The following is a 26,104-nucleotide window of genomic DNA, read 5'->3' as shown; positions in this document are numbered from 1 at the left end:
GTTTTTATGGGATGTCGGGAATCCGTACTGGCTGACGTTTGCGTCCCCACGTTCCAGCATGGTTCTCAAAAACCCCCGGTATGGTCGTGCCGCATCGCATGCAACGATTGTTTGACAAACTAAAACGACCGATTTCATACCAATCTCGTTCGATGAGTTGGCAGCCGCACCCGTGACAATAGGTACTGCCACGCATTACGTTCCTCACATTTCCGCAATAGGCGTAGCGTATTCCAGCAGCCAAGGCTATCTCATGTGCTCTGATCAGTGTCTCGTGCGGCGTATTCACTTTGTCACGCATTTTGAAATCAGGATGAAATGCGGTGAAGTGGATCGGCACATTTTGTCCAAGGTTGCTCACAATCCAATCGCACATCTGTTTGGTTTCATCCACGGAATCATTTTCACCGGGGATTATCAGGTTTGTCAGTTCTTGCCAAACCTCTGTTTCGCAAGAGAGATACTTGATTGTGTCGAGAACCGGCGCAAGCTGTGTTTGACAATTCCTGCGATAGAAGGCTTCGGTGAACCCCTTGAGGTCCACGTTTGCGGCATCCATATGCTGAAAAAACTCCCGTCTGGCTACCGGGCTGATGTAGCCGGCTGTAACTGCTACGGTTTTGATACCTCGTTCATGGGCAACTCTGGCTACATCGATGGCATATTCCGTCCAAATCACGGGATCGTTGTAGGTAAATGCGATGGAGCGGCAACCTGTCTGTACTGCGACTTCAACGATGGCATCCGGTGACGCAATCTCGCTGAGCCGGTCGATCTCACGGCTCTTGGAAATATCCCAATTCTGACAGAACTTGCAGCCCAGATTACAACCTGCGGTGCCAAAACTTAGTACCGGTGTACCGGGAAGGAAGTGGTTGAGTGGCTTTTTCTCGATGGGATCGATACAGAATCCCGTGCTTCGGCCATAGGTCGTGAGGACGAGTTTCCCGCCCTCATTAGCGCGAACAAAGCAAAACCCTCGGCTATGTTCAGGAATATGGCACTCGCGTGGACACAACGTGCAGATAACCTTGCCGGGTGTCCGGCTATCGACATGCCACCATCGTGCCTCGACCGCAGAAGCCATGAAATATCCTATTTCACAGGTCCGCGTATTTCTCTGATCTCAGATAAGACCTGCCAGAATATCTTTCGAAGTGACGGCAAGGCTTATCGACTGTGACATAGAGCGATCATCACCAAAGAGCATCGTCGATCAGTAGGCTGCGACCTTCGGCTTGGTCTTACGCGTCTTTTGATATTCCATTATCCATTGCTCCTCATCTCGCTTGAGCCTATGAGGACCGCCTGTAAATGCTAAGCTTCGCTGCCACGGACTCAGTCCTTTTGCAGAGGGATCGATTTCCTTCATCCACTCTTTCCGCAACCCCTGGCAGTGGAGTGTGATTCGTGGTGAGCGATTGGTAGCATGGTTGTTGTTACCTGAGTGTCCAACCAGATGGTGAAAAAGAAGGACATCTCCTGGCTCGGCGACGAACTCAAATGGTTCGACGTCAAAAATGTTGTTAAAGAACGGATTGCTGGGGAAAAAAATCTCCGGATGCTTGGCCAGTTCCATTTGTACCAGCTTATGAGTACCCGGAAGGATAGTGATATTGCCGCTGAACGGCTCAGATTTCACCAAGGAAACCTGGAACATAAACCCGCTGCCAAAAGTTGGGATCGGAGTTTCTACAAAATCAATATGACCGCCTTTGGAGAGTTCTGCCTTCGTATCCGTGTCGTAGGGCGTAACAAAAAGTTGCCACGCACGCTGGCCGTTCCATTGATCCGGCGAGCCGAACATTGTGTCAATGATTCTACGAATACCCGGCTGATCGTAAATAGCGTTACATACCTTGAATTCTGAAATCGGTACTGGTGAGCGTGTCGGGGTGTTTTCCTTGGTCCATTGCTTTAGAGGCAGGTTTTCGTGATCTAGCAACCGACAAACTTCTGCTAAAGCTGGATCGATGAATTCAGGGCCAACCACACCCTTGATTACCGCAAACCCATATTCAACGTAATGGTCAGCCCAATGCATCGATTGATCAACGGCAAATGTCATGAGTGGTCACTCGCTTTGGATGGTGGAAGCAAAACTTGGGTTTAGCCGTGTTAAGACCCGACGGTTGCGCATTATCTCAGACCCACCAGTGTATGCAAAGAGATAAGAGTGAATAGTATTTCACGCTTGGGATAGGTAGGCGAGGGGCTCTGATTTTTCTTGTAAGGCAGATTCAATCGTTTCGCTTCACTTGCAAAATCGCAGTGTCGGGAAGTTCATGTATTTATGAAAACTTTGACCGACGTGCTTCCACGCGAAATAGCGGATCATGGTTCCGTCGTAATCAATACGATAGACATTAGCACGCCATGTCATGCCGACCTCAGCACGAGCGTTACGAAGCGGTGCGAGAAGGTGGTAAGGGATAAAAAACTCTGAGGTCCAGCCCGTAACTTTAGCACCGGGCTTCTGTTCGCCGCCGCGGACGGTGACCGCCTTTTGTACCCGGCGTCGGCCTTGATAATTCCACGGCAACCAGGGAATGTGTTCGCCGTCAATATCTGGACACAAAATGGGAATCTCGTTGCCCATCGGACTGATGCAATATTCAAAATACGTCGAGACAGTTTCATCTGGCCAGATGAATACCTCAGCCACATCTTCGACCCAAAGATTTCCGTTATCAGGAAGACCGGTACAGGTGAGCAGTTGGTCCGCACAGTCAATCAGAAAATAAACACCCATCGGGGACCATAGAGCCTTAAACCATGTCTTGTAGTCAGCGGCATCCTGCAACTCCTGACGGCAGGGCATTGGAATAGCCTCGGCCTTTTCCCACGACGGATGATCGCCGCGGCCATTCACAGTGAATTGGGATGTGTAAGGAATATCTACGATCGTTTTACTGGCGCGACGCACAGCGGTCTCCCGTGAGCAAAGGCGGGAAGTATAGGCAAAAGTAGCTCGGTGTGATGGAAGACGGTCGATGGCAAATCTTCCAATCGCCCATGGAGGGCATCACGTCCTTTCCAAAGAGCCTGCTGTGATCGACAATTTCAGACGTATGAAGGTTCTCATCGCACCGGATAAATTCAAGGGTTCACTTACCGCGTCAAACGCAGCCAAGGCAATGGCGCGAGGAGTAAGACGCGCAGTTGCGACTGCACAAATCGATGAGTGTCCTATTGCGGATGGCGGTGAAGGCACCGTTGATGCTCTGATCTCCGCAACCCAGGGAGAACGAATACAAACCTATGTATCTCAGCCACATCCGCCCTTCAGACGAACCGTTATGGCAACATGGGGTGTGCTCGGCGGTGGGATGAATGTCGTTGTCATTGAGATGGCTGCAGCTTCAGGGCTGGTTCTGGTTCCGGCTGCGGAACGTGATCCTACGAAAACCAGCACCTACGGCACTGGTGAGCTTATCCTTGCTGCAGCCGAACGAGGCGCGAAAAAGATTATCGTCGGGATCGGCGGTAGTGCGACCAATGACGGCGGGTGCGGAGCAGCGCAGGCACTGGGTGTTCGCTTTGTGACTCACGCTGGCAGTGCGATCACATTACCCATCACAGGCGGTATGCTTTGTGATATCGCAGGAATAGACACGTCGCAGGTCGCCCGCTGCATACGTGAAATGGAAATCATCGTGGCATGTGATGTACGCAACCCACTCACTGGGCTAGATGGAGCATCCGCGATATACGGATCGCAAAAGGGAGCAACCCCGGATCAGGTAGTAGCACTGGATCGCGGCCTAACTCATCTGGCGATGCTTTGGCGTAAAGAACTCGGTAAAGAGGTGGAAGCAATGCCAGGTGCAGGAGCAGCGGGAGGGCTGGGTGGAGGTCTCGTCGCATTTCTAGGTGCCAGACTCCAGTCGGGAGCGGAGCTTATTCTCACAGCGGTTCATTTCCGTGAGAGGGTGAGGGGTTGTGACCTCTGTCTTACCGGAGAAGGGACGCTCGATGAACAATCTTTTTCAGGCAAAGCTTGCACGGCAGTGGCGCAGGCTGCGCAAGAAGCGGACGTGCGGACCATCGCCTTGGTCGGCAGTATGAATATCACCGCTGATCAGGCCCGTCATGCTGGGCTTTCGGAAGTTTACGTAATAGGCAAAGGATTAACGGTTGAGCAATCTATGCGTCGCGCCCCCGAATTGGTCGAGCAGGCCGCATATCACGTGACGATGCAATGGTTGTCGACAAGTCGAAGATGAAAGGACTCACTCTCGTTTGGAGCGAGGGAACAGCCGTCATGCGGGTATCCTTTACAAATCCTACGAGGTCAGCGTGAAAGACTGGCTCCCCCGTATCTTCATTGTCTCCCTGCTGGCGGTCATCATCGGAGTACCGTTTCTTCTCCATCCAGAGGCAAGCGATGACAGTTCGGCTGAGACACCCTTATCAAGTGATAGTGACGACCTCCGTTTGATCCTGCTCTCGCCTCACAACGAGCAAATCCGTTATGAAATCGCTCGTAGTTTCAATCGATGGCGTCGTGCTCAAAATAAAGCGGAAATTATTTTTGACTGGCGCAGTTCCGGTGGAACGAGTGATCTACGCAAACAAGTCATTACCGAGTTTGAAAACGCAGCTCGCAACGGACAAAAGGGTATCGGCAAAGATCTGTTTTTTGGTGGCGGTGATGTAGAACACAACATCCTTGCTGCAGGAACTGTCATTAAGCGCGGTGATCAATTTGAAAAAATAGAGATCAGTGACACGATTGATTTGTCTCCTGATCTATTTGAAAAAGCTTTCCCACAACCGAGGATCGCTGACATTCCGCTTTACCATCCAGAAAAAAAATGGGTGGGGATCGTACTTTCGAGTTTCGGGATTGTCTTTAATCGCGATCTGCTTCGGATGTACCACACCTCCGAGCCGCGTACTTGGGCTGATCTTGCGACACCTGAGCTTGAGGGCTGGGTGGCGTTGGCAGACCCTTCGCATTCGGGATCAACGGCGGCGGCGTATAACGCAATTCTTCGCCGACTTGGCTGGACCGAAGGCTGGTTAACACTACGACAGATGTTTGGAAACGCCAGGTACTTCACTTCCAGTGCGACCAAAGTGCCGGTTGATATCTCTGCCGGTGAAGCGGCCATGGGAATGTCCATTGATTTTTACGGACGTTTTCAAGCGGGTGCCATAGGCGGCGACCGAGTGGGATACGTCGATCCGCTGTTTATGAGTGCCATCACTCCGGATCCGATTACTTTGTTGCGAGGCGCGCCGCATCGTGAGTTGGCACTGGAGTTCATTGCATGGCTTATTTCCCCCGAAGCTCAAGCACTCTGGCAGCGTCGCGTCGGAACTCCTGGAGGCCCGGAGAAGTTTGCCTTGCGACGCCAACCGATCCGACGTGATATGTACAACGATGCAGAGATGAAGCTTTGGGCAGACCAGATCAAACCTTACGAGCTCGCGAAGGAACTACCGCCTGGCATGCCAGACTTCTACCGTACAGTCGCTCCGATTACACAGGCAATGGCCATTGATGTACAGGATGACCTTAAAGCTGCGTGGGTAGCCTTGCTCACGCATCCCACACATCCAAATCGGGCGGAGGCGGAGAAGGCTTTCTACGCAATGCCCGAGGAATTGACACTGACATGGCCTGACGAAGACCTCGCGTTAAATTGGTTCGTGGTGATGTCCGACCAATCGCATCCACGTCATGACGAGGCCGTCAATATTTTGACTACCTTCATGAAGTCTTACGAAGACCAATATCGAGGCGAGAGAAACAAGGATCGTCTGCTTGTTGCCAGATTGAGATGGACTCAATATTTTCGCAACCAATATCGACAAGTCGTGCAACTACTCAAGTAAAAGTAATAAGCAGTAGGTGATCTTGCGGGATCGGACAAGTAGGGTAAACCGCTGCGGAACGGTTCTAGACCGCAGCATGATCTATGGTTATAGCAGTGGTCCCTGAAGGCTCTGGGAAAAGACTTGGATTTACTTGTGCTAAAATTGATTCTCCGCCTTTAACCATCTGGCCTTGTCGTACCGAGACTTCCGGGCGGGCAGCATCAGGAATATAAAGCTCGGTTGTTGATCCGAACTTGATCATGCCAAATCGTTGGCCGCGCTGGAGCGTATCACCCACGTTCACGCCACATACGATAGTTCTGGCAATAAGGCCGGAAACCTGACGGACCGCGGCGATGGGAGTGCGCTTAATCGGATGGACGAGTACTAAGAGATTGGACTCGTTAACTTCCGCACTTTTGGGATTGAGGGCGTTGAGGTATAGGCCAGGTTTGGGCGAGATCGAGGCTACCTGTCCGTGGCAGGGGGCACGATTTACATGTACATCAGCCACGCTGAGAAAAATACGAATACATGTGGCCGGTCCTGAGAGTGGCTCAAAGTGGTCAAGGTGGTGGATGGAACTGATCTTTCCATCAGCGGGGCTGACCATGATTCCTTTCTGTGTCGGTATCCGGCGGTTAGGATCGCGAAAGAAGCTGAGCAGTACAAATGCAAAGATAACAGATACGCCACTGAGCCACCACCAACGAAACCAGACACCAAGGCCAGAAATGATTGCGCTAAGTAAAATGATCGTAATCCATTCTCGTCGTCCGTAAAGAGTAAGCTTCATTGTTGACACATCCGTGTAATTTTCGGACTCAATGACAAGTCGAGTCACTACCGCATTTACTTGTGTCGTGGATTGTAATCACCCACGAACTGTGTCACTTGCGACGCGGTACCGTGGGGGCTACTATTTTGCCCCGCTGAGTTATCAGCATTGTGCCCGTAGCTCAATTGGATAGAGCGGCGGACTACGGATCCGCAGGTTGAAGGTTCGACTCCTTCCGGGCACATTGGAATTTCCCGTAAAAGCTCTGTTTCTCAGAGGCTTTTGTTAAGTCAACTGCTTAACACTTTATCTATCCCCCATCCGTATTTGCTCGGAGATGTTGCAACAACAGGAGGAAGCATCGCCGAGTCCGCAACCATTCTGCTAATATCCTCCACCTGCCATCTGCTTTATCCCACATACCCAACGATGCCAAAGATTCACCCCAGCAGCATTGTGGATCCGCAAGCCAAGTTGGCTGAAGATGTCGAAATTGGACCGTGGTGTATGGTGCGCGGTGCTGTACAAATCGGCAAGGGCACGCGATTGCTCGAACGTGTATCTTTAAAAGGGCCGCTCATTCTTGGAGAGAGGAATGTTCTTTATCCCAACGTCTCACTGGGGTATGAACCACAGGACTGGAAGTTTAATCTTGAAACAGCCGGCGCAGGCACGGTGATCGGGGATGCTAATCTATTTCGCGAAGGGGTAACTGTTCATCGTGCTACGGGCACTAAACCGACGACGATTGGTCACCGCAACATGTTTATGGTTAACAGCCATGCAGGCCATGATGTCGTGGTAGGAAATGATTGCACTCTGGCAAATGGAGCCTTGCTGGCAGGGCATGTGACAATAGAAGATCGTGTCATTCTCGGCGGAGGGGCAGGGGTTCACCAATTCTGCCGATTAGGTCGGATGTCAATGCTCGGCGGTGGGGCAGTACTTGTACAGGATCTTCCACCCTTCTGCTTGGTCATTACTTCACGGGCTGTGGCAGGATTGAATCTGGTGGGACTCCGCCGTGCCGGACTGCGTGACAATATTGCTGCCTTACGTGAAGCCTTTACGGTCCTTTACCGCCAGCGATTACCTCTCCCTCGTGCGATTGAAGTGCTGGAAGCCAATCCCACGGTGACTTGTGACTCCATGGGGCAGGAACTGATCGCTTTTGTGAAAACGTCAAAACGGGGAATAACCTCATTCATCCCAAGCGGCCGGATGATGGCGTCAGAGGAAACATGAAAAGTAGCCCATAGTGTCATCTGTCTATATCCAAGATTTGAGTATTCCTGGCCGATACAATAGTTATCGGTGGATTGAACGGTGTATTCCGCCTTCCTAAAATTAAAGCGACATGGGCCTCAAACGTAAATGTGACCTTTGCGCCAAAGATGCAGTGCATCACGAGGTATCGATTATCAAAGGTCAGAAGGTCGAAAAGCACCTTTGCGAAGACCACGCAGCAGAACAAGGCGTGGTTAAATCCTTCACCTCGCACACCCCGATCAATGAACTATTGACCAATTTCGTGAAAAAACACAGCGGGATGACGACGCAGACTGAGATCGTCTGCGACAACTGCGGAATGACATTCGCAAAGTTCCGGGAGCATGGCTTGCTGGGTTGCCCACAATGCTATACCGCTTTTGATGCGGTGCTCTCACCTTTAATCGAGCGTGCACATGAGGGGGCAACGCACCATATTGGTAAAGTGCCACGGCGTGCCGGGCCGGGAGAGCAGCGACAAAACGATCTTTTACTGATGCGTAAGCGGCTGGCGGAAGCAGTCGCGGCTGAAGACTATGAATTAGCAGCTCGACTTCGCGATGACCTGAGAAAATTTGAGGGACAACCCTCATGAATCTGAGGCAGTTAACAGATCACGCTGGCGAATGGCTCCGTGGCGCAGGCCCTCATAGTGAAATTGTCATTTCAAGCCGAATTCGTCTGGCTCGTAATATCGCTGGGTATCCGTTTGTGGGTCATGCTAGTCGCAGACAACAGCTCGATCTGCTCGATCGGTGTAAAAATGAGGTGATGAGCGGACGGCTCGCAGATAATGTGCTCTGGGTTGATCTGGTTGAAAGCACAGATCTCGATCGTCTCTTGCTTGTCGAACGGCATCTGATCAGTCGGCAGCATGCTCAGGCCGGGGCCGAACTTTCACGAGCCGTAGGCGTCGGAGCGGATGAAACCTTCGCCATTATGGTTAACGAGGAGGACCATCTCCGCATCCAGGTTCTCCGCAGCGGCATGCAATTGTCAGAAGCTTTTGACCAGATCAATCGGATTGATGACGTACTCGAAAATACACTCGACTTTGCTTACAGCCGTCGCTTTGGTTATCTCACTGCGTGTCCAACAAATGCAGGTACGGGTATCCGTGTGAGTGTCATGCTTCACCTGCCTGCGCTCAAACTCACAGGGGAGATTGAGAAAGTGCGCCGTGCAGCTCGCGACATGCACCTGGCGGTACGAGGAATGTTCGGAGAGGGATCAGATGCTCTCGGCGATCTCTATCAAGTTTCAAACCAGACAACTCTTGGTCGAACTGAACAGGAAATCCTCGCTGATTTTCAAAACACCGTAGTTCCACAAATCATCGCTTACGAACAACAGGCGCGGCAGGCACTCCTGCGACAGCGTCTCTCGCAGCTCGATGACAGAGTATGGCGTGCATGGGCGCTTCTCACCAATGCTCGTGTCATGGGTAGCGAGGAAGTGCTGGGCCTTTTCAGCCATCTGAGACTGGGTGTGAATCTCGGCAGAATCGACCGAGTCGATATTCGTACGCTTAACGAGCTATTTCTGCTTACACAGCCGGCGCATCTTCAGAAGCTCACCGGTCACGAAATGGCTCCTGCTGCACGACGTGAAGCACGTGCGACTTTGATTCGCCAGCGATTGAACGACCGATAGCACTTCCTGAAAATACTATCGAAACTGCATTGCAAACAAGTCAGCATCTTGCATCACGAAGCGTACACGGGTGGGCCTTCCTGTAAGAGTAGAAACACTCGTACCACCGACCCAACGAACTTCACGTTCAATGTAATCACCAACGAGTGGAACTGATTCCTCAAGGCGATAACCAGGCAGCGGCTCTCCTGTGTCATCTTGTAATTCCACCTTGATTTCGCCTGCCGCAGAAGTAGCAAAATTGAGCAGGAGTTTCTGCCCTATAAATCGGAGAGGGTGAGAAACTAACTCGCCGCCAGCAAAGGGGGCATTGACACTTACAAAACCATCCGTACGAAGTATGTATCGGGCCGCGTGACAAGAGAGTTGCGCATAGTCACGGTGCGCATAAAAGCTCATTTCCTCACTCCCTGTAGGTACCACACCGAGTCCTGCATAGTTTGTGCGTGATACCCAGTTATTCAGCCCAGGCCCTGGCCGTACAAAACTTTCCATAAAACACCGGTCATACCTGTTTTTTCCTCGGCTGGTCATGAGAACCGTATCGGAGCAATCGTTGTAATATCCCTTGGCGACGCCGAGCATCATCGCATCCTGATCGCTGAGTATTTGCTTCTTCTCCATGAATCTCGCAGCAAGGCTTACGTAAATATGCGGAGCGCGAAAATAGGGATGCGTGCCTTGTGTGTAAATGTGTTCAGGCTGCAGCTCAGCACGATCTGAAACCACCATTTCAACCGGGTCTGTCCAATGCAGAAAATCCTCAGACGTTGAACGACTGACCCATCGATAGCCTGCCTCTCCCCACTTTTTAAATCCGTGCCAGGTACGAAAATAAAAAACGTAGCAGCCTTCCTGCTGTGACCAGAAAGCGACGTTTTGAGAATCAAATGCATATCCATTGGTTGACTTCAGCACGGGACTATCACTCAACTTCTGCCAGTTGATGCCGTCTCCCGAGGAATAGACAAAAATCCCGGATTCGTGCAAGCCTGCGACCGCCTTTAGCCTTTCCGATTCAGGTACTCCGGGACGGGTGTCGATGAACGGCGAAAAGTTATGTGAAGCTGGCGGTTGGTTGTAGATGATGATGTTGTTGCGCGTGTGCTCTGCATAAGCATGCCGGGAGAATTGAGGTTTGATCCAATTCACACCATCGTGACTTTCCGCATAGCAGGTGCATTCCGCCGTTGAACCGTCAGCGTTATCGTTGGGTAACCCGCGGTAGTACATGCGATAAAGAGCACCATCTTTCAAGGTGGTGATACAAGCTGAAAAACGACCTTCCCACGGTTCGTTGAAAGTTACCGCGATACCTGCCAGTCGTGGTTGCTGGAGCTGGAGCCGGCAACCAACTAGCCGATCAATGAGGTGGTAATCAATAAACAGCTCACGACGGGAAGCAATATCGCGCACAAGCGAAGACATAGCTGGCTCCACATGGATGGATGAGTCCCCTTGACCTTGCTGTGCCGAGGTTCTCTTATTAAATCAGAAACTAGAGATAAAAATGAAGTATATCCCTGCGATAACTTCACGGGGGCAAATCACGCTTGGTTGCTTTCCGGATTCCCCTGCATCTTTAACCAACGACCGATGCACATCACGGGGAAGTAGAGGCGGTAGAGGTGATAGCGCAGGTAGAACACTTTAGGGAAACCCGTACCGGTAAACCACGGCTCATCCCACGTGCCAGATTCCAGTTGATGATCAAGCAGCCAGGTAATACCTCGTTGCACACCGAGATCATTTGGACCGTACACGGCCAGCATCGCCATCGTGCCCCATGCGGTCTGGCTTGGAGTTGATGGTCCGATACCCATCAGAGCGCGGTTTTCATAAGTGTCTGCTGATTCACCGAATGAGCCGTCAGGTTTCTGTACGCTGCGAAGCCACTGTCCTGCCTTGAGCACCCAATCGGCCTGCATGCTCTGACCAATGGTTCTCAAGCCGCAGAGTACCTGCCAGCTTCCGTAGATATAGTTCACACCCCAGCGGCCAAACCAGCAGCCTTCCGGTTCCTGCTTGGAGCGAATAAATTTAATCGCTTTTTGTACGGAAGGGTGGCTGGGCTCGAAGCCATGATGTCCTAAACACTCGAGTGTACGACCGGTGATGTCGGGGCAACTTGGATCCTGAATCGCGTTGTGGTCTGCGAAGGGTACGTGTTCATAAAGTGAACGATTATGTGTGTTACGATCGAAGGCCGCCCAACCGCCGTCATCGTTCTGTAATGCCAGTAGCCAGTTCACTCCACGACGGGCAGCAAGCAGTGCGTCAGGGCTACCAATACGATGGAGTGCCATCGCTACCATCGCGGTGTCGTCCACATCTGGGTAGAACCCATTATTGAATTCGAAATACCAGCCACTAGGCTCCACTGCATGTCGCGCATGGGTCACCCAATCGCCGGGTTGACGACATTCCTTCTGTACAAGCCAGTCAGCACAACGTCGCAATGGTTCTTCAACACCTGTTAGCCCTGCCTCACTTAGGGCGTAAAGTGCAATCCCCGTATCCCAGATCGGACTGTGGCAGGGCTGAATGCGAATTTGATTATTCGCCTCATCATGGATCATGAGATCATCGAGATGCCTTTCCGCAGCTAATAGAAGCGGGTGATCATCGGGATAGCCAAGGCACCGTAACGCAATAGTGATATAGACCATTGGCGGGAAGATCGCTCCCAGGCCATCGGATCGCTCCGTATGGTCCACAAGCCACTGTTCAATACGCTTCAAGGCGCGACGGCGGAGCGGTGTCATGCCGAAACGGTCCACAACCTTTATCACTCGATCGAGAGATAAAAAAATGGTCGCCCATGTGCGATGAGCATCACCGCTGGCCAAGAGACGATGGCGGGCTTTCTGATTGAGATAAAGCTCATCAATGCTCTGCTCAGGCGTCAATGGCCGTTTTCGACAGTGCTTGTGAGTCGCGACGATCGATAGCGGTGTGATCATCGTGCGCGTCCACGCACTGACTTTGTCAAGGTTGAAATAAAACCATTTTGGAAGAAATACGATCTCAGGCGGGATCGACGGTACTGCGTCGTATCGCACCTGACCCAGCGCAGCCAAGTAAAACTTCGTAAAACTATTGCACAACTCCGCACCACCAAGATTACGAATCAGATCACGGGCACGCTTCATGTGCGGCGCATTGGGATCGTCGCCCATGAGCTTGAGAGCAAAATAGCCTTTGACCGTAGCACTTAGATCGTGCTTGGCTCCGGGGTACTGCACCCATGAACCCTCGGGCGTCTGAAGACTTCGTAAGTAGTTGGCGATCAGAGGAAGCCGTGGATCGTGTTCCTGCTCGATAATCCACTTAAGGAGGATGTACTCGCTTTCGAGAATGGAATCGCCTTGTAATTCTGCACACCAGTAACCTTCAGGCTTCTGTTCGCTCAGCAGAGTATTGACAGATCTGTGCAGTTGCTTGAAGGCGCGACGAAGCAACGCGGTTGATACCGTTGAAGTTGTTTCCTTGACGGACGCGCCAACTGGGATAGGGGAGGCAAGAGTCTCGACGGAGGCTTCCGCGGTAGAAAGAACAACATCTGGCAAGGAAGGACTCTTCATGCCGCTCCATCCGACTACAGGGACACCAAATCATAATGCTTCGTGGTCACGACAAAGCCTACGCCGGCCAAGAATACAAACCAAGACGCCCTCAATAAAAGAGGAGCCCCGACCAAAAAGCAATCATCATCTATCCAACAATCACACACAATCGATGTCGCTATCGACATTATTCTAGTATGAAAAATGGGATCTGTCGATGGTGATTCAGTTTAAGTTGTTTGCGCAAGATCGTAGTTCTTCGAAGAGACTTTAATCAACAACAGCAATAGAATTTGATTAATTCAAGAGCTTGTGCAGATGGTACTGAGGTAACAATCGCCGCTTTGCTTCGCCAGTATGATTCCCTACGATAATGCATCTCAACTATCCGCAATCGAAGCCTGCCAACATGAGTGAATCGCATAGTTCCAATCTTAAAAACAATGAGGCAATGCCTCTGCCACCAGGTGTGCCTCTGGGACAGGTAGATGCTTCCGTTACCTCGTCTCAAGATGAAGTTGCTATTCCACCTCCGCCGAGTTTTGCTCGACAAATGGCACAACTGGTTGTTATCCCAGCGATCATCGTCATCGTAGCGGTCGGGGTTGCACTGCTTTTTGGCAAGATCGCCGGTGCCAGCGATACCTTGGATAGTCAGATTTTGAAACTCAAGCAATCCAGCGGCGCGGGCAAGATGGCGTACAACCTTCAGGACCCTCGCTATAAAGATCGTTCGCTTGCAGCCTACAACATCGCCACGATGATCCCCAGCGTGAAAGACGCTGATAAGGCCAAGGTCAGTGATGCACTAGTCGAGATTCTGCGAGAAAATGTAGGGGACCACGAAGATGCGCTTCAGGCATATCTTCTCATGGCAATTGGCCGATTAGGTCAACCAAAAGGATTTGAAGCGATTGTCGAGCGATTGAGTTCCCCATTACCGCGAATCCGTGAAGGAGCCATATCAGGAATCCTGGCATGGCCAAACAAAGAGCAGGCCCGTACTGCAGTGTCGCGGCTTACCGTACTCCTAAGTGACGATACCCCGATTGTCCGCGCTAAGTCTGCCGCAGCTCTTGGTGAGCTTGCGCCGCATGGTGACGCAACTATCATCGCTGCGCTTCATGAGGCAATGACAGTTCAGGGACTCGAACAACGTGAAGCAGTGTGGAACTCCGCCATTGCCTTGGCTCGTCTCGGAGATGAGCAGGGGGCTCAATATGTAGCCGACCTTCTTCTGAACCGTGAATATCTCGCCAGCCAGCCGGAACTGCTTGAAGGTCCGCAACACCCTATGTCGCCTGGAACACAGGATCGCGTTATACTTTCTGTTCTCGCTGCGGCAAGAACGATGCCTTCTCAAATCGTGCGGGATAAAATCCGTCAGATTGTAGAGAAGGATCCCAGCCGTGTGATCAGAGCGGCTGCGCATAGAATACTCAGTGAAGATGGCGCAAAGGTGAACGAAATGCCTGCGCAGCCGTAATAGGAATAGGTAGTTACTCCAATGGCCGAAACACACAAGGAAGTCGTGAAGGTCTGGATCGCGCCAGGATGCATCGTCTGCGACGCGTGTGAAGCGGACTGCCCCGAGGTGTTCGATGTGCAGGAAGAAACCTGCGTCATCCGCCCCGATGCGCTGAAAGCAGAATTTACCAAACCATTAACTCCGTCGATTCTTGTAGCGGCCGAAGGTTGTCCGGTCGAGGTCATTAAGTTCGAAACAATTGACGTTGAAGGTCCGGAACCAGCGGCTTGGAAGGAGAAAGAGGCGGCCCCTGCAGCAGCGGCCACGGGTGGTGGGGGAGGGGCTGCGAAAAAATCTGCGGCACCAGTTTACGATGGCCCACCTGCTCCGAAGTGGGCTTCGCTTTTACGCACAGCTCATACCAGCGGCAGTCGAAGTGCTGGTGGGCCGCCTATCGAGGTGCGTCGTGCTAAGGCTCCAGCGGAGGCTATCGCCGCCGCACTGCCTGACTCCGCCCCTCCTGATGCCATGGCGGCGGCAATGGTCGGTAGTGGCTTTGCTCGTCCACGACCAAGTGTTGCGGAACGAATCCGCGCTAAGGCGGAAGGGCTCACCAGCGCAATGAACGTAACGCGACGTCAGTTCGCGTGGTCATTGGCCGTAGCTTGGGGATCGCTTGCTGCGGTTGGGGCGATCGCCGCTGGTGGATTTCAGACGTTTTTTGTTCCCAAAGTCACCAAGGAGCCGCCAAGCACTTTTCGCGCCGGCCGGCTGACTGACTTTGCAGAAGTCGGGGTATATGAACATTTCAAAGGCTCTCAGCAGGTGTGGATCGCACATCTTCCCGACCATAAGCTCGTCGCGATCAGCACGATATGTACCCACTTGGGTTGCATCCCCAACTGGTTGCCGGGAGATCAGAAATTTAAGTGTCCTTGTCACGGGTCGGGTTATTACATGAGTGGCGTTAATTTTGAAGGACCCGCGCCACGTCCCCTCGAGCGATTTAAGCTTTCGATGGATGGCGATTTTATCGTTGTGGACAAGTCACAGAAGTTTCGACAGGAGCTTCAGCAGTGGGGATTGCCAGGGGCATTTATCACGGTCTAGCTGAGATACTTTTTAGTTTTTTGTATTTCACAGGACAACTCCTGCCAAACCCGTTATCTTTGTAATCATTACCGATACTGAACCCCTGATTGCAGTAATTGTAAAATGATGAGCCCCCTTAGCTACATCCGTTCCACCCAAGTCTGGAACTCCATCTTTCGCCACGGCATTCCGCGAGATAGACGTACGCGCGTCATGGCGGTGATGTCCAACGTGTTCCTCCATCTTCACCCCGTCGCGGTGCGTAAGAGCGGTATTCGCCTTTCGTTTACGTGGTGTATGGGTGGGCTGACATTCTTTCTGTTTCTTGCAGAAACCATCAGCGGTGTCTTGCTGATGTTTTATTACCGACCGGTACCTGAGTACGCTTATTCCGACATTCAGGCACTGCGAGCACACGTGACGCTGGGGGTTCTCCGGGAAATTCACCGATGGGGGGCGCATGCCATGATCATTGCGATCTGGCTGCACATGATGCGTGTCTTCCTCACCGGCTCATACAAGCCACCTCGCGAGTTCAACTGGGGCGTCGGCGTAATACTGCTTGTCTTGACGATGTTGCTCTCATTTACAGGGTATCTCTTGCCTTGGGACCAGCTCGCGATTTGGGCGATTACCGTCGGATCAAACATGGGTAAAGCCACCCCATTCCTGGGCATGTCTGGACCATTCAGCGATGTCCTCATGATGCCCGGTGGTGTGCCGTTTGTAACCACGCGATCAGATGCCGCGTATCTGCTGCTGGCAGGTACGAGCGTCGGTGAAAACGCTCTCATGCGTTTCTACGTTCTTCACTGTATAGCGCTGCCTTTAGCTACTGCAGTACTCATTGCGGTTCACTTTTGGCGCATCCGCAAGGATGGCGGCATTAGCGGGCCAATGTGAACTGACTGCGGGAGAGTGGGGGAGTGTAGCTTTTCAGTCTTTCGCCAGATGCTAACAAGGACGTTTTGAATCCATGTCCACCACTGCTTCAAGTCCGTCGACCTACGTACCACCGCGCGATCCGGGTAGCCGCAGCCGCAACATCGTTGGCCTGCTGATGCTCATTCTGATGATCAGCCCTATGGCCTTGAAGCTTATTCGAGGAACGGTTCCGGCTCCAACATCCATAGAAGGGTTCAAATCGCTGGTTGACGCTTTGAGTGTGCCTGAATTAAGTCTCAGCTTTTTCTTCATGCCGCTGTTTGTGTTGATGCTCGTCTATTACCGGCAGTGGACCAAACCAGTTATTGCGTTGCCCTTGCTGATCATTTTCTGCTTGTTCTACTTTGGAAGTATGGTGATTGATCCCGATTACCGGTCGATTATCACCAAAGCTGACAACGTGCCTATCACCATCATGCTTCTTGGAACGATGATCACCCTGTGGGTCGCTTTTCGTGAAGCTGCCAGTAACGATGCTCGTCTTGAAGCTGGGATTCCTCTGGTATCGCAAGATCGTGAAGATAAAGTCTTGGTTTGGCCGGACCTGGTTTATATCGAGTTGCTCTGCCTTGTCATCGCGATGACTGCACTCGTCGTCTGGGCGATAGCCTTACCTGCGCCGCTTGAAAGCCCAGCTAACCCGGCAGGGCCCCCCAATCCTTCCAAGGCCCCATGGTACTTTCTTGGTCTCCAGGAAATGCTCGTCTATTTCGATCCGTGGATGGCAGGTGTTCTCTTACCCGGGCTTATTGTCGTTGGCCTGATTGCCATGCCGTATATCGACACGAACCCCAAAGGAAACGGCTACTACACGCTTAAAGAACGCAAGTTTGCCATCAGCGTCTGGTTATTCGGATTTCTGATTCTTTGGGTGGTGCTGATCGTTTTCGGCACATTTCTCCGTGGGCCGAACTGGAACTTTTTTGGTCCTTATCAGTATTGGGATTCTCATCTCCAGGTACCGCTGACCAACATCAACCTCAGTGAATATTTCTGGAACGGCAAAAATCTATTAGGGTTTGGCCTTGACCGTCCGTTGCCGACTCAGCAATCACACGGAGCCATTTACCCATTTGTTCGTGAAGCTCCAGGTATTGTATTTAGTATCTTCTGGATTTTTATACTGCCGGTGATCCTTGCAAAGACGGTGTTTCGGCGTCTCCGAGCCCAGATGGGCGGTCCGAGATTTTATGTGATGGCTGTTCTGTTCGTGTTTCTTGCCATGCTGCCGCTAAAGATGGTGCTCCGCTGGTTGCTTGTGTTGAAGTACTTTGTTTACTTGCCAGAATTTAATCTGAATCTCTGACGCATCTACAGACTGATTGCATGAAAAGCCCTGCAATGATGCGGGGCTTTTTTATGAGCGGGAGAGTTCCCTGAAACATGAACACAACAAGAGAACAGCAACGGGAAGCGACATTGTGCCGCGTGTGATTTGAGACCGGGAAATTGAGTTGCATCGTCCTAGTTATACATAACATACATTATCGGACGTTGTAAAACCTAGACTAGAAGTAGAGAGGCGATCTTCCGTTTGCTACTCATCTGTGGCTATTTTACAAACAATCGAATTGCCTCGGGATAGGCGATGCACTCTTGTTCAAATACGCGTTTGGCGAGTGTTTCTGGCGTATCACTCGATGATACCTGGCAGCATCGCTGAATAAGGATTCGTCCAGTGTCATATGTTTGATCCGCCAGATGTACGGTGCAGCCACTTACTTTGCAGCCAGCATTTAACACAGCCTCGTGCACATGATGACCATGCATGCCTTTGCCACCAAAACTTGGTAGTAAAGCAGGGTGGATATTCAAAACACGTCCTACAAAGTCAGGTGGGATTTCAATCAGGCTCAAAAATCCAGCCAGGCAGACAAGGTCTGACTGGGATTTCCTGATAGTGCCGAATATTGCATCCGAAAACTCTTTTACAGCAGGGATTGCCTTACGTTCCACGACCTGACACGGTAGGCCGAGTTGCGCTGCACGCTGGACACCATAAGCATCGGACCGTGAACTTATCACACAGACGATTTTCGCATCCAAGTCTTTGCGATTGATAGCGTTCGCGATATTTTGGAGTGTGGATCCGCCTCCGCTCAGTAAGACAGCCAGTCGGATTGGTTTGTTGAACTTTGGAATTTCGGGCGACTCAACCATGCTGCTACGATAATCATCCGTACTTCGCTTGACCACACTGGAATGCTGTATCGACTCGCCTCGCAAAACCCGTCTAGCTCCCTCCCCCACCGGTGCTCTTCACTTGGGGAATGCTAGGACTTTTCTCATCAATTGGGCTCTTGCAAAACAAAACAACTGGAAAATTATTTTACGTATTGAGGATCTGGATACCCCTCGAGTTAAGGCGGGAGCAGATATTCAGGCTATTGATGATCTTCAATGGCTCGGCCTTAGTTGGGATGAAGGACCGGTATTTCAATTAGCTGATTTATCTCCATACCAAACAGCACTTGATCAATTGGCACAGGATCACAAGATCTATCCATGTGTATGTACTCGACAGGAGATCGAACGAGCGCAAACTGCGCCACACGCGGACGAGCATGAGTTACGGTATCCAGGAACCTGCCGACCAGCTAACTTGAGCACGCCATTCGATGTAAGTTCGCAAAGTTCCTGGAGGGTTATCGCGCCGTCACGAGAGATTATTTTCACTGACTCTATTGCCGGCCAGCAAAGATTTGATCTTGACCGACTGGTAGGTGATTTCGTTGTGGCGACCAAGGCTGGTCTACCGGCTTATCAATTGGCGGTCGTTGTTGATGATGTCCGACAAGGTGTCACCGATATCGTCCGTGGCGACGACTTGCTTTCCTCCGCAGCCCGCCAGCGTTGGCTCTATGAATTGCTCGGCTACAGCCCCCTGCCTCAATATTGGCATGTGCCTCTTGTTCTTGGGAGCGACGGCCGTCGTTTGGCTAAACGTCATGGTGATTCACGGCTCGCCACCTATCGTAAGTTGAATGTGCCTGTCGAGCGCATTATTGGCCTCCTGGCCTATTGGAGTGGTGTTGAAGCCACACGGCAGCCTCTATCTGCGGTCGAGTTTGCTGAGCGTTTTTCACTGGCTCGACTCCCCCGCCAGCCCGCTATGTTTACATACGAAGATCACTCATGGATACTCGAACGATAATTTTGAGGTCAGGCTGTCTTTTCCTGTTGCTATTCGCATCTGCAATCGGGGGGTGCTCTGATTCTTCATCTCCGCTGACGAGTCCACTGGACGTGGAAATCAACGGGCACCAGTTTCATCTTGAACTCGCTCTTACACGGGAAGCAGCGTATCAGGGGCTATCAGATCGTTCTCAAATCGCAGCGGATGGTGGGATGTTATTTGTCTTTAAAAGTGAGCATAAACTTGCGATGGTGATGCGACGGTGCTCCGTTCCGATTGACGTTATATTTCTCGGCCCTACCGGACGTGTCTTGAATTGGTATGAAATGCAGGTCGAGCAACCTGAAATTCGTAACGACCCCTCCCGTGAGAATGATCTGCATCTTTATTGGAGCGAATCCCCTGGCCAATTTGCCATTGAGCTCAAAGGCGGAACGACCCGCATACTCGGCCTCAAAAGAGGTCAGAAGATCAACCTCCCGCTTGAAGAACTTAAGGCCAGCGTACGCTGAGACGATGAGGTCTTGGATCGATTGCCGACGATAAACGTCACAAGTTCTGTTATCGCCGGCATGATCCTCCGGTTTGGTTGACTTTCGTCTGTCAGCTTTTCTTCATCATGCCAACGAAGATCCTACTCATCGGGTCCAGTGACTCGGTCCTAAGAGTACCGATGGTCGAGGCTGTACTTGCGCATTGGCCGGACAAGGATCAGCCCCCTGTCACCTCGATCACGTTCGACCAGGTTTTAGAGGATGAAACCCATCTGGATCGCGCTGCTATCGCGTGGGTAATCCTTGATGAGCATCAACCGCGAGGTTTATATGCAGTGATGAGTCTGCTTCTGGATCATCACATCTGCGCGATGATCAGTCGCCCGGATGAGAGCCATCAAGTCGGCTCACTATTTCAAGAAGGAGTCGTCATTGCCCCGCTGATGGAATCCGCCGCAACCCTGTGTGCGGTACTGCGGACGTTGTGGGGCCAGGCTACTACTGTCCGACACTTGCGAACCGAGATCAAAGCTCTGCAAATGCACCAGGGCGGATTGTGTGACCAAATCGGCAAAATTGACGAGGAGCTTCGCCTCGCAGCACAGCTTCAGCGTGAGTTTCTTCCTTCAAAGCTACCAAAAGTCGGCCGTGTCGAATGTCGTGTCTTTTTTCGACCTGCAAGCTACGTCAGCGGCGACATCTACGAGGTACTCCAGCTCGATGAAGAGCATATTGGATTTTTTATCGCTGATGCTGTAGGTCACGGCGTGCCAGCCGCGCTTATGACCATGTATATCAAGCGATGCTTGCATACCAAGGAGATCGATGCGACGGCTCCACGCGGGTATCGCATCATTCCACCTAATGAGGCACTTGCTAAGTTAAATCACGACATGGTTGAGCAGCAGACCGGTAAGGTCCGCTTTGCAACGGCTTGTTATGGCGTGCTGAATTGTAAAACACTGGAATTGGCGTTTGCTCGGGCTGGCCACCCATATCCGCTTATTCTCAACGAAAATGGTGGCACACGCATGCTCCAGCCCGAAGGTGCTATGCTCGGTATATTCCCGGATGAAATATTCGAGCTGCACGAAACACAGCTGCAATCAGGTGACCGGTTGCTGCTTTACAGCGACGGTTTTGAAGTTGCATTTCCCAAAGTGTGTCCAGTGAATGGACGAGACTCGGCCAATCAACAATACACTGAAGAGTTTAAGCATCTCGCTCACGGTACTCTCGACGAAGCACTGGAACGACTGATTGCAAAACTCGATCTCCAGGTTGGCTCACTTAATCAGCAGGATGATCTGACGGTCCTCTGCATTGGTGTGCAATCAGTGGAGACAGAGCTTCATCGACAGCATCAGATGACGCTTTCTGACCATGTGGCTGTATGAAGGCTATCTCATTTCAATGCCCTATGCCTCAGAAATTACGAAGATCTAGTTGCTTGTCGTCGTAAATAATTGACCACGGTTTTCGCAATCGTGTCCGCTTCAAGATTGACTCGGGCACCTGGTTTTACTGAGCCTAGCGTAGTGATTTCGAGCGTAGTCGGAATTAGTGCTACTTCGAAAGAATCCTCAGCAATAGCGGCGATAGTCAGACTCACTCCATCGATTGCGACGGACCCTTTTATCACAATGTAATCCATCAGCTCAGCAGGAGGCATGATTATCAATCGCCGCTCAGATGCGCTGGCAACGACTTCACGTATGATCCCTATACCATCAACGTGACCTTGCATGAAATGGCCACCGATTTGACTAGTAGGCGTCAGTGATGACTCCAGGTTGACCTCACTGCCGACAGTCAGTAAGCGTAGTGTTGTTTTAGCAAGCGTTTCAGAAATGACATCGAAATGCAGACCCGCCGAGTTTTTTTGAACCAGTGTTAAACACACTCCGTTGACGCAAATGGAGTCGCCATGGCGAAGAGATTGATTGACGAACGCCCCCTCTCGTGGGGTGATAACCAACTTCAACCCAAACTGATAAAGTTGGGATGAAACAACTTGACCACGTGTTTGTACAAGTCCTGTAAACACGGCCACAGTGTAGCGATACGAAAAAAATCGTCCTTAGTTACCTTACCTGTGTTCACTCCACCGCGGCTCGGACCACCTGTGAACCTCGCGCGATACGGATAAAACGAGTATCATCACCGCCCTTCAAACGAGGATTTTCATGCAAAAGCGAACTCACAACTGCGGTGCCTTGCGGAGTGAACACGTTGGCCAGACTGTCAGCCTCGCCGGCTGGGTAAACAAGTACCGTGATCACGGCGGTGTCATATTCATTGATCTCCGTGACCGTGAGGGCCTGACCCAGATTGTTTTTCATCCGGAAAACAAAGAAGCACACGAGTTGGCGAATTCACTACGTAACGAAGATGTGGTATCAGTCCAGGGTAAGTGTGTCGCCCGCGAGGCTGGAATGGCAAACAACAAAATTGCCACCGGCCAGATTGAGGTGCAGGCCTCTCGACTCGAAGTGCTGAATAAGGGTAATAATCCACCATTTACTCCTGATGAAGCGGAGCGAGTGGGTGAGGAGACACGGTTAAAGTACCGCTTTATCGATCTTCGGCGTCCACGAATGCAGCATATCTTGCGCACACGACATCGTGTCGCCAAAATCATGCGCGATTATTTCGACCAAAATGGTTTTTTTGAGATCGAAACTCCATTCCTCTGCAAGAGTACGCCGGAGGGAGCACGTGACTTTCTCGTCCCCAGTCGACTCCAGGCGGGGGCTTGGTATGCACTGCCGCAGAGTCCGCAGTTGTTCAAACAAATTCTGATGGTTGCAGGTTGCGAGCGTTACGTGCAGATCGTCCGTTGTTTTCGTGATGAAGATCCACGGGCGGACAGACAGGCTGAGTTTACTCAACTTGATCTTGAGATGAGCTTTGTGGATCAAGAGGAAGTGCTCGATATCGTTGAAGGACTGATGCGACGGATTTGGAAGGAAATCCTTAATGTCGAGGTCCCCCCGCTTGCTCGCATGACTTATGCAGAAGCAATGGATCGCTTTGGTATCGATCGGCCTGATCTCCGTTTTGGTATGGAACTCAAGAACATAAGCGACCTTGCAGCCAAAACTACTTTCGGAGTTTTCAAAAGTGCATTGGAATCAGGGGGCATTGTCAAAGCGATCTGCGTTCCTGGTGGCGGCTCTATGACACGAAAGGAAACGGATGCTCTGGCGGAATGGTCCAAGGGGTTTGGTGCCAAGGGTCTTGCAGTTACGAAGGTGATTGGAGATGGCAAGTGTGATACCGGTATCGCCAAGTTCGTTGGAGAGATTGCTAACGAGCTTGTCGCTCGTATGGGAGCTAAGGAGGGAGATCTGATCTGCTTCGCTGCGGACACCTCTAAGGTTGTTCATCGCGTTCTGGGCGAGCTTCGCATTAAGCTGGCGAAGGATCGCGACATGATCAAGGACGGTGACTGGAAATGGCTTTGGGTCGTTGATTTTCCAGCTGTTGAATGGAATGCGGATGAGAAACGTTGGGACAGCCTGCATCATCCGTTCACCGCACCTAAAGATGAGGACATTGCCAAACTTGAAAGCGGTGACAGGACGCAGATCGGTAGCGTCCGATCGAAAGCCTATGACATCATCTGTAATGGCAGCGAACTGGGAGGTGGATCAATCCGTATCCATCGTCCTGAGGTTCAACAGTTGATTTTCCGCTTGCTTGGTATTGACGAGGAATCGCAACAGAGGAAATTTGGCTTCCTGCTCGATGCGTTAAAGTTCGGTGCTCCGCCTCATGGAGGGCTGGCGCTGGGCTTGGATCGCATCATTATGCACTTGGCCGGAACGACCAATATCCGTGACGTGATTGCATTCCCCAAGACACAAAATGGGGCTGACTTGATGCTTGACGCGCCATCACCGGTGGACGAAAAGCAGCTTAAGGAACTCCATGTCCGGCATGTGCTGCCTCAGAAGGAAGCAAAACCGCAGCCTCCTCAGATTTAGCCGCTACGGCCTGACGACACTATCCTACGCGCATGTGTGGTATCGCAGGCATCATGCGCCGTGACGATTATCCGGTTGACCGCGCTGCGTTATTGCGCATGCAAGGGGTTCTTACCAGTCGCGGACCTGACGATCAAGGTATTTTGATCGACGGCCGCCTTGGCTTTGCTCACACACGCTTGGCGATTCTCGATTCTACATTTGGTCAGCAGCCGATGATGCTCCCTGATCGAAAGTTGTCCATTGTTTTTAATGGTGAAATCTATAACCATCGTGAACTACGGACGGAACTTGCCGCAAAGGGTTACCGATTCACGACCGACCACAGCGACACGGAAGTGTTACTACACGGCTTCCGCGAATGGTTCGGTGACCTGCCCTCCCATCTGCGCGGAATGTATGCGTTTGCGATATGGGATGGTCAAAACCTCTTTCTGGCCAGGGATCGCGTAGGCAAGAAACCGCTGTTTGTGTACGAAGATGATCGTGTACTTCTATTCGCCAGTACCCCTGCAGCAATCTGTGCTGCGCTTCCTGAAAAGCCGAAGATCGACCGTGACGCGCTGTATGGTTACCTCGCCTACGGATATACACTTTCACAGACGCCACTAAAGGGTATCGTTGAATTTCCGCCGAGTACGATGATCCAAGCGAACCCGCGTCGCGTCTTGGCTGCGCCACATCACGTATCGGAAAACACCACCACTGTTGATGTAGACATCTTCACTCAGCTCATCATTGATGCGGTGCGGATACGTCTGGATGCCGATGTTCCATTAGGTTGTTTCTTGTCAGGAGGGATTGATTCCTCATTAATTGCAGCTATTGCGCAGAAGGAACTCTCCAAGCGAGGTGAGAGACTCAAGACATTTTGCGTATCGATGCCAGATATTTCATATGACGAGGCAGTGCATGCTCGTCGTGTAGCTGAGCATATCGGCAGCGAACATTACGAGTTGCACGCGGAGCCTCATGTTGAAGCTGATCTGCTTAACCTCACGCAGTTGATGGGGGAACCCTTTGCAGACAGCTCAATCCTGCCAACGTATTGGCTAAGCTGTGCGACACGCAAGCACGTAAAAGTAACATTGTCTGGTGATGGCGGTGACGAAGTATTCGCGGGTTACGAGCGATACATCGCTGCAAGAACTCTGCGCGCCCATGCTTGGTGGTTGAGTAAGTGTCCAGTGATACCATTCCGTACTGGAGAAAAATCTCTACTGGCAAAATATCATCGAATGGTCACAGCTGCGCGTATGCCGGTCGGCATGAAGCAGTACCTCAGCCTAGTTCGATTGTTCAATGATGAACAGATCCGCTTGCTGGGAGTTGATGAGCCTAATTCCATTGCAGATCACGATGCCGTAGGTGCGTATTCCGATCCCGCGGCATCTGCACGACAATGGGATTTGTTGAACTATCTTCCTGGCGATCTATTGCGCAAAGTTGATCGGGCGTCTATGGCGGTTGGTCTGGAGGTACGAAGCCCCTTGCTGGATGACAAAGTCTTAAATGCCAGTTTGGCCAGTGACTTCAAATCCCTTTTGTCTGGTTGGCAAACAAAACCATTGCTCCGTGAAGTAGCCAGGCCTTTTCTTCCTGAGACTATTATTCGGCGAAAGAAAATGGGGTTTGCAATTCCCCTCGGCAAGTGGTTTAACGGTTCGTTGCAAACAATGCTGCGTCGCTGGTTGCTTGATGAACCATACCTTGGAGCTATTGGCTTACATCGCGAAATGATTGAGAATCTAATGTACGAACATAGCCGAGGCCGCGAGCATACACACCGATTATTCTCGCTACTCTCGCTCGCCATGTGGTTGGCCTGGGTGGAAACACCCACACGATAAGCACTGTGCCTGTACTCTATGCGTTCCTATTGGAGCCT

General features: G+C 51.4%; 22 protein-coding genes and 1 tRNA gene. 15 read left to right on the top strand and 8 right to left on the bottom strand.

The annotated features are described in order from the left end of the window. Positions 1 to 4: 4 nt before the first annotated feature. The 3 genes from amrS to IT444_08855 all read right to left on the bottom strand — a co-directional run bounded on the left by amrS (position 5) and on the right by IT444_08855 (position 2,926). A complete protein-coding gene (gene amrS / locus IT444_08865) occupies positions 5 to 1,087 on the bottom strand; it encodes an AmmeMemoRadiSam system radical SAM enzyme (protein MCC7192877.1) in 1,083 nt (360 codons plus the stop codon). A gap of 129 nt (positions 1,088 to 1,216) precedes the next feature. Continuing rightward, entirely contained in the window at positions 1,217 to 2,068 is an 852-nt protein-coding gene (locus tag IT444_08860; protein ID MCC7192876.1) for a hypothetical protein, read from the bottom strand. Positions 2,069 to 2,254: 186 nt separating this feature from the next. Then, positions 2,255 to 2,926: a carbohydrate-binding family 9-like protein gene (locus tag IT444_08855; protein MCC7192875.1), complete on the bottom strand. Its 672-nt coding sequence runs from the start codon at positions 2,924 to 2,926 to the stop codon at positions 2,255 to 2,257. A gap of 67 nt (positions 2,927 to 2,993) precedes the next feature. Between IT444_08855 and IT444_08850 the strand changes: the two genes are divergently transcribed. Together IT444_08850 and IT444_08845 are read left to right on the top strand one after the other, a co-directional pair. After that, complete coding sequence (locus IT444_08850; protein MCC7192874.1) at positions 2,994 to 4,226, top strand: glycerate kinase; 1,233 nt, start codon at positions 2,994 to 2,996, stop codon at positions 4,224 to 4,226. Between the two features lie 73 nt (positions 4,227 to 4,299). Then, positions 4,300 to 5,844 (top strand): extracellular solute-binding protein, encoded by a 1,545-nt coding sequence (locus IT444_08845; protein ID MCC7192873.1) that lies wholly within the window; start codon positions 4,300 to 4,302, stop codon positions 5,842 to 5,844. A gap of 64 nt (positions 5,845 to 5,908) precedes the next feature. Here IT444_08845 and IT444_08840 read toward each other — a convergent pair whose 3' ends face one another. Continuing rightward, positions 5,909 to 6,622: a phosphatidylserine decarboxylase gene (locus IT444_08840; protein MCC7192872.1), complete on the bottom strand. Its 714-nt coding sequence runs from the start codon at positions 6,620 to 6,622 to the stop codon at positions 5,909 to 5,911. Positions 6,623 to 6,774: 152 nt separating this feature from the next. Here IT444_08840 and IT444_08835 point away from each other — a divergent pair. The 4 genes from IT444_08835 to IT444_08820 all read left to right on the top strand — a co-directional run bounded on the left by IT444_08835 (position 6,775) and on the right by IT444_08820 (position 9,526). After that, positions 6,775 to 6,848 (top strand) — tRNA-Arg (locus IT444_08835). 185 nt (positions 6,849 to 7,033) lie between these two features. Beyond that, positions 7,034 to 7,849, top strand: coding sequence for an acyl-ACP--UDP-N-acetylglucosamine O-acyltransferase (lpxA, locus tag IT444_08830; GenBank protein MCC7192871.1), 816 nt, complete (start codon positions 7,034 to 7,036; stop codon positions 7,847 to 7,849). 112 nt (positions 7,850 to 7,961) lie between these two features. Then, entirely contained in the window at positions 7,962 to 8,468 is a 507-nt protein-coding gene (locus tag IT444_08825) for a UvrB/UvrC motif-containing protein (GenBank protein MCC7192870.1), read from the top strand. Beyond that, entirely contained in the window at positions 8,465 to 9,526 is a 1,062-nt protein-coding gene (locus tag IT444_08820; GenBank protein ID MCC7192869.1) for a protein arginine kinase, read from the top strand. Before IT444_08825 ends, IT444_08820 begins: the two co-directional genes overlap by 4 nt. A gap of 15 nt (positions 9,527 to 9,541) precedes the next feature. Here the strand turns inward: IT444_08820 and IT444_08815 are convergent, their stop codons facing one another. Both IT444_08815 and shc read right to left on the bottom strand, forming a co-directional pair. Further along, entirely contained in the window at positions 9,542 to 10,954 is a 1,413-nt protein-coding gene (locus tag IT444_08815; protein ID MCC7192868.1) for a hypothetical protein, read from the bottom strand. 119 nt (positions 10,955 to 11,073) lie between these two features. Further along, positions 11,074 to 13,110: a squalene--hopene cyclase gene (gene shc, locus IT444_08810; protein MCC7192867.1), complete on the bottom strand. Its 2,037-nt coding sequence runs from the start codon at positions 13,108 to 13,110 to the stop codon at positions 11,074 to 11,076. A gap of 433 nt (positions 13,111 to 13,543) precedes the next feature. Between shc and IT444_08805 the strand changes: the two genes are divergently transcribed. The 4 genes from IT444_08805 (at position 13,544) to IT444_08790 (ending at position 17,903) form a co-directional block, all read left to right on the top strand. Continuing rightward, positions 13,544 to 14,578 carry a HEAT repeat domain-containing protein gene (locus IT444_08805; protein MCC7192866.1) on the top strand — a complete coding sequence of 345 codons (1,035 nt, stop codon included), beginning with the start codon at positions 13,544 to 13,546 and terminating at the stop codon, positions 14,576 to 14,578. A gap of 45 nt (positions 14,579 to 14,623) precedes the next feature. Next, positions 14,624 to 15,670: a Rieske 2Fe-2S domain-containing protein gene (locus IT444_08800; protein MCC7192865.1), complete on the top strand. Its 1,047-nt coding sequence runs from the start codon at positions 14,624 to 14,626 to the stop codon at positions 15,668 to 15,670. 105 nt (positions 15,671 to 15,775) lie between these two features. After that, positions 15,776 to 16,555 carry a cytochrome b N-terminal domain-containing protein gene (locus IT444_08795; GenBank protein ID MCC7192864.1) on the top strand — a complete coding sequence of 260 codons (780 nt, stop codon included), beginning with the start codon at positions 15,776 to 15,778 and terminating at the stop codon, positions 16,553 to 16,555. Between the two features lie 73 nt (positions 16,556 to 16,628). Further along, entirely contained in the window at positions 16,629 to 17,903 is a 1,275-nt protein-coding gene (locus IT444_08790) for a hypothetical protein (protein ID MCC7192863.1), read from the top strand. Positions 17,904 to 18,148: 245 nt separating this feature from the next. Here the strand turns inward: IT444_08790 and purN are convergent, their stop codons facing one another. Further along, positions 18,149 to 18,757, bottom strand: a complete 609-nt coding sequence (gene purN / locus IT444_08785) for a phosphoribosylglycinamide formyltransferase (protein MCC7192862.1) — start codon at positions 18,755 to 18,757, stop codon at positions 18,149 to 18,151. A 28-nt stretch (positions 18,758 to 18,785) separates the two neighbouring features. Between purN and gluQRS the strand changes: the two genes are divergently transcribed. The 3 genes from gluQRS (at position 18,786) to IT444_08770 (ending at position 21,624) form a co-directional block, all read left to right on the top strand. Continuing rightward, positions 18,786 to 19,751 carry a tRNA glutamyl-Q(34) synthetase GluQRS gene (gene gluQRS / locus IT444_08780; protein MCC7192861.1) on the top strand — a complete coding sequence of 322 codons (966 nt, stop codon included), beginning with the start codon at positions 18,786 to 18,788 and terminating at the stop codon, positions 19,749 to 19,751. A gap of 92 nt (positions 19,752 to 19,843) precedes the next feature. Next, positions 19,844 to 20,245 carry a DUF192 domain-containing protein gene (locus IT444_08775; GenBank protein MCC7192860.1) on the top strand — a complete coding sequence of 134 codons (402 nt, stop codon included), beginning with the start codon at positions 19,844 to 19,846 and terminating at the stop codon, positions 20,243 to 20,245. Between the two features lie 107 nt (positions 20,246 to 20,352). After that, positions 20,353 to 21,624, top strand: a complete 1,272-nt coding sequence (locus IT444_08770; protein MCC7192859.1) for a serine/threonine-protein phosphatase — start codon at positions 20,353 to 20,355, stop codon at positions 21,622 to 21,624. Between the two features lie 35 nt (positions 21,625 to 21,659). Here IT444_08770 and IT444_08765 read toward each other — a convergent pair whose 3' ends face one another. Then, complete coding sequence (locus tag IT444_08765) at positions 21,660 to 22,274, bottom strand: riboflavin synthase (GenBank protein MCC7192858.1); 615 nt, start codon at positions 22,272 to 22,274, stop codon at positions 21,660 to 21,662. Between the two features lie 139 nt (positions 22,275 to 22,413). Between IT444_08765 and aspS the strand changes: the two genes are divergently transcribed. Next, positions 22,414 to 24,216 (top strand): aspartate--tRNA ligase, encoded by a 1,803-nt coding sequence (aspS, locus tag IT444_08760; protein ID MCC7192857.1) that lies wholly within the window; start codon positions 22,414 to 22,416, stop codon positions 24,214 to 24,216. Positions 24,217 to 24,248: 32 nt separating this feature from the next. Next, a complete protein-coding gene (gene asnB, locus IT444_08755; GenBank protein MCC7192856.1) occupies positions 24,249 to 26,066 on the top strand; it encodes an asparagine synthase (glutamine-hydrolyzing) in 1,818 nt (605 codons plus the stop codon). The last annotated feature ends 38 nt before the right edge of the window (positions 26,067 to 26,104 follow it).

The sequence above is a fragment of the Phycisphaeraceae bacterium genome (assembly GCA_020851465.1).
Classification (GTDB): domain Bacteria; phylum Planctomycetota; class Phycisphaerae; order Phycisphaerales; family Phycisphaeraceae; genus JADZCR01.
This window is presented reverse-complemented; position numbering and strand designations above follow the sequence as displayed.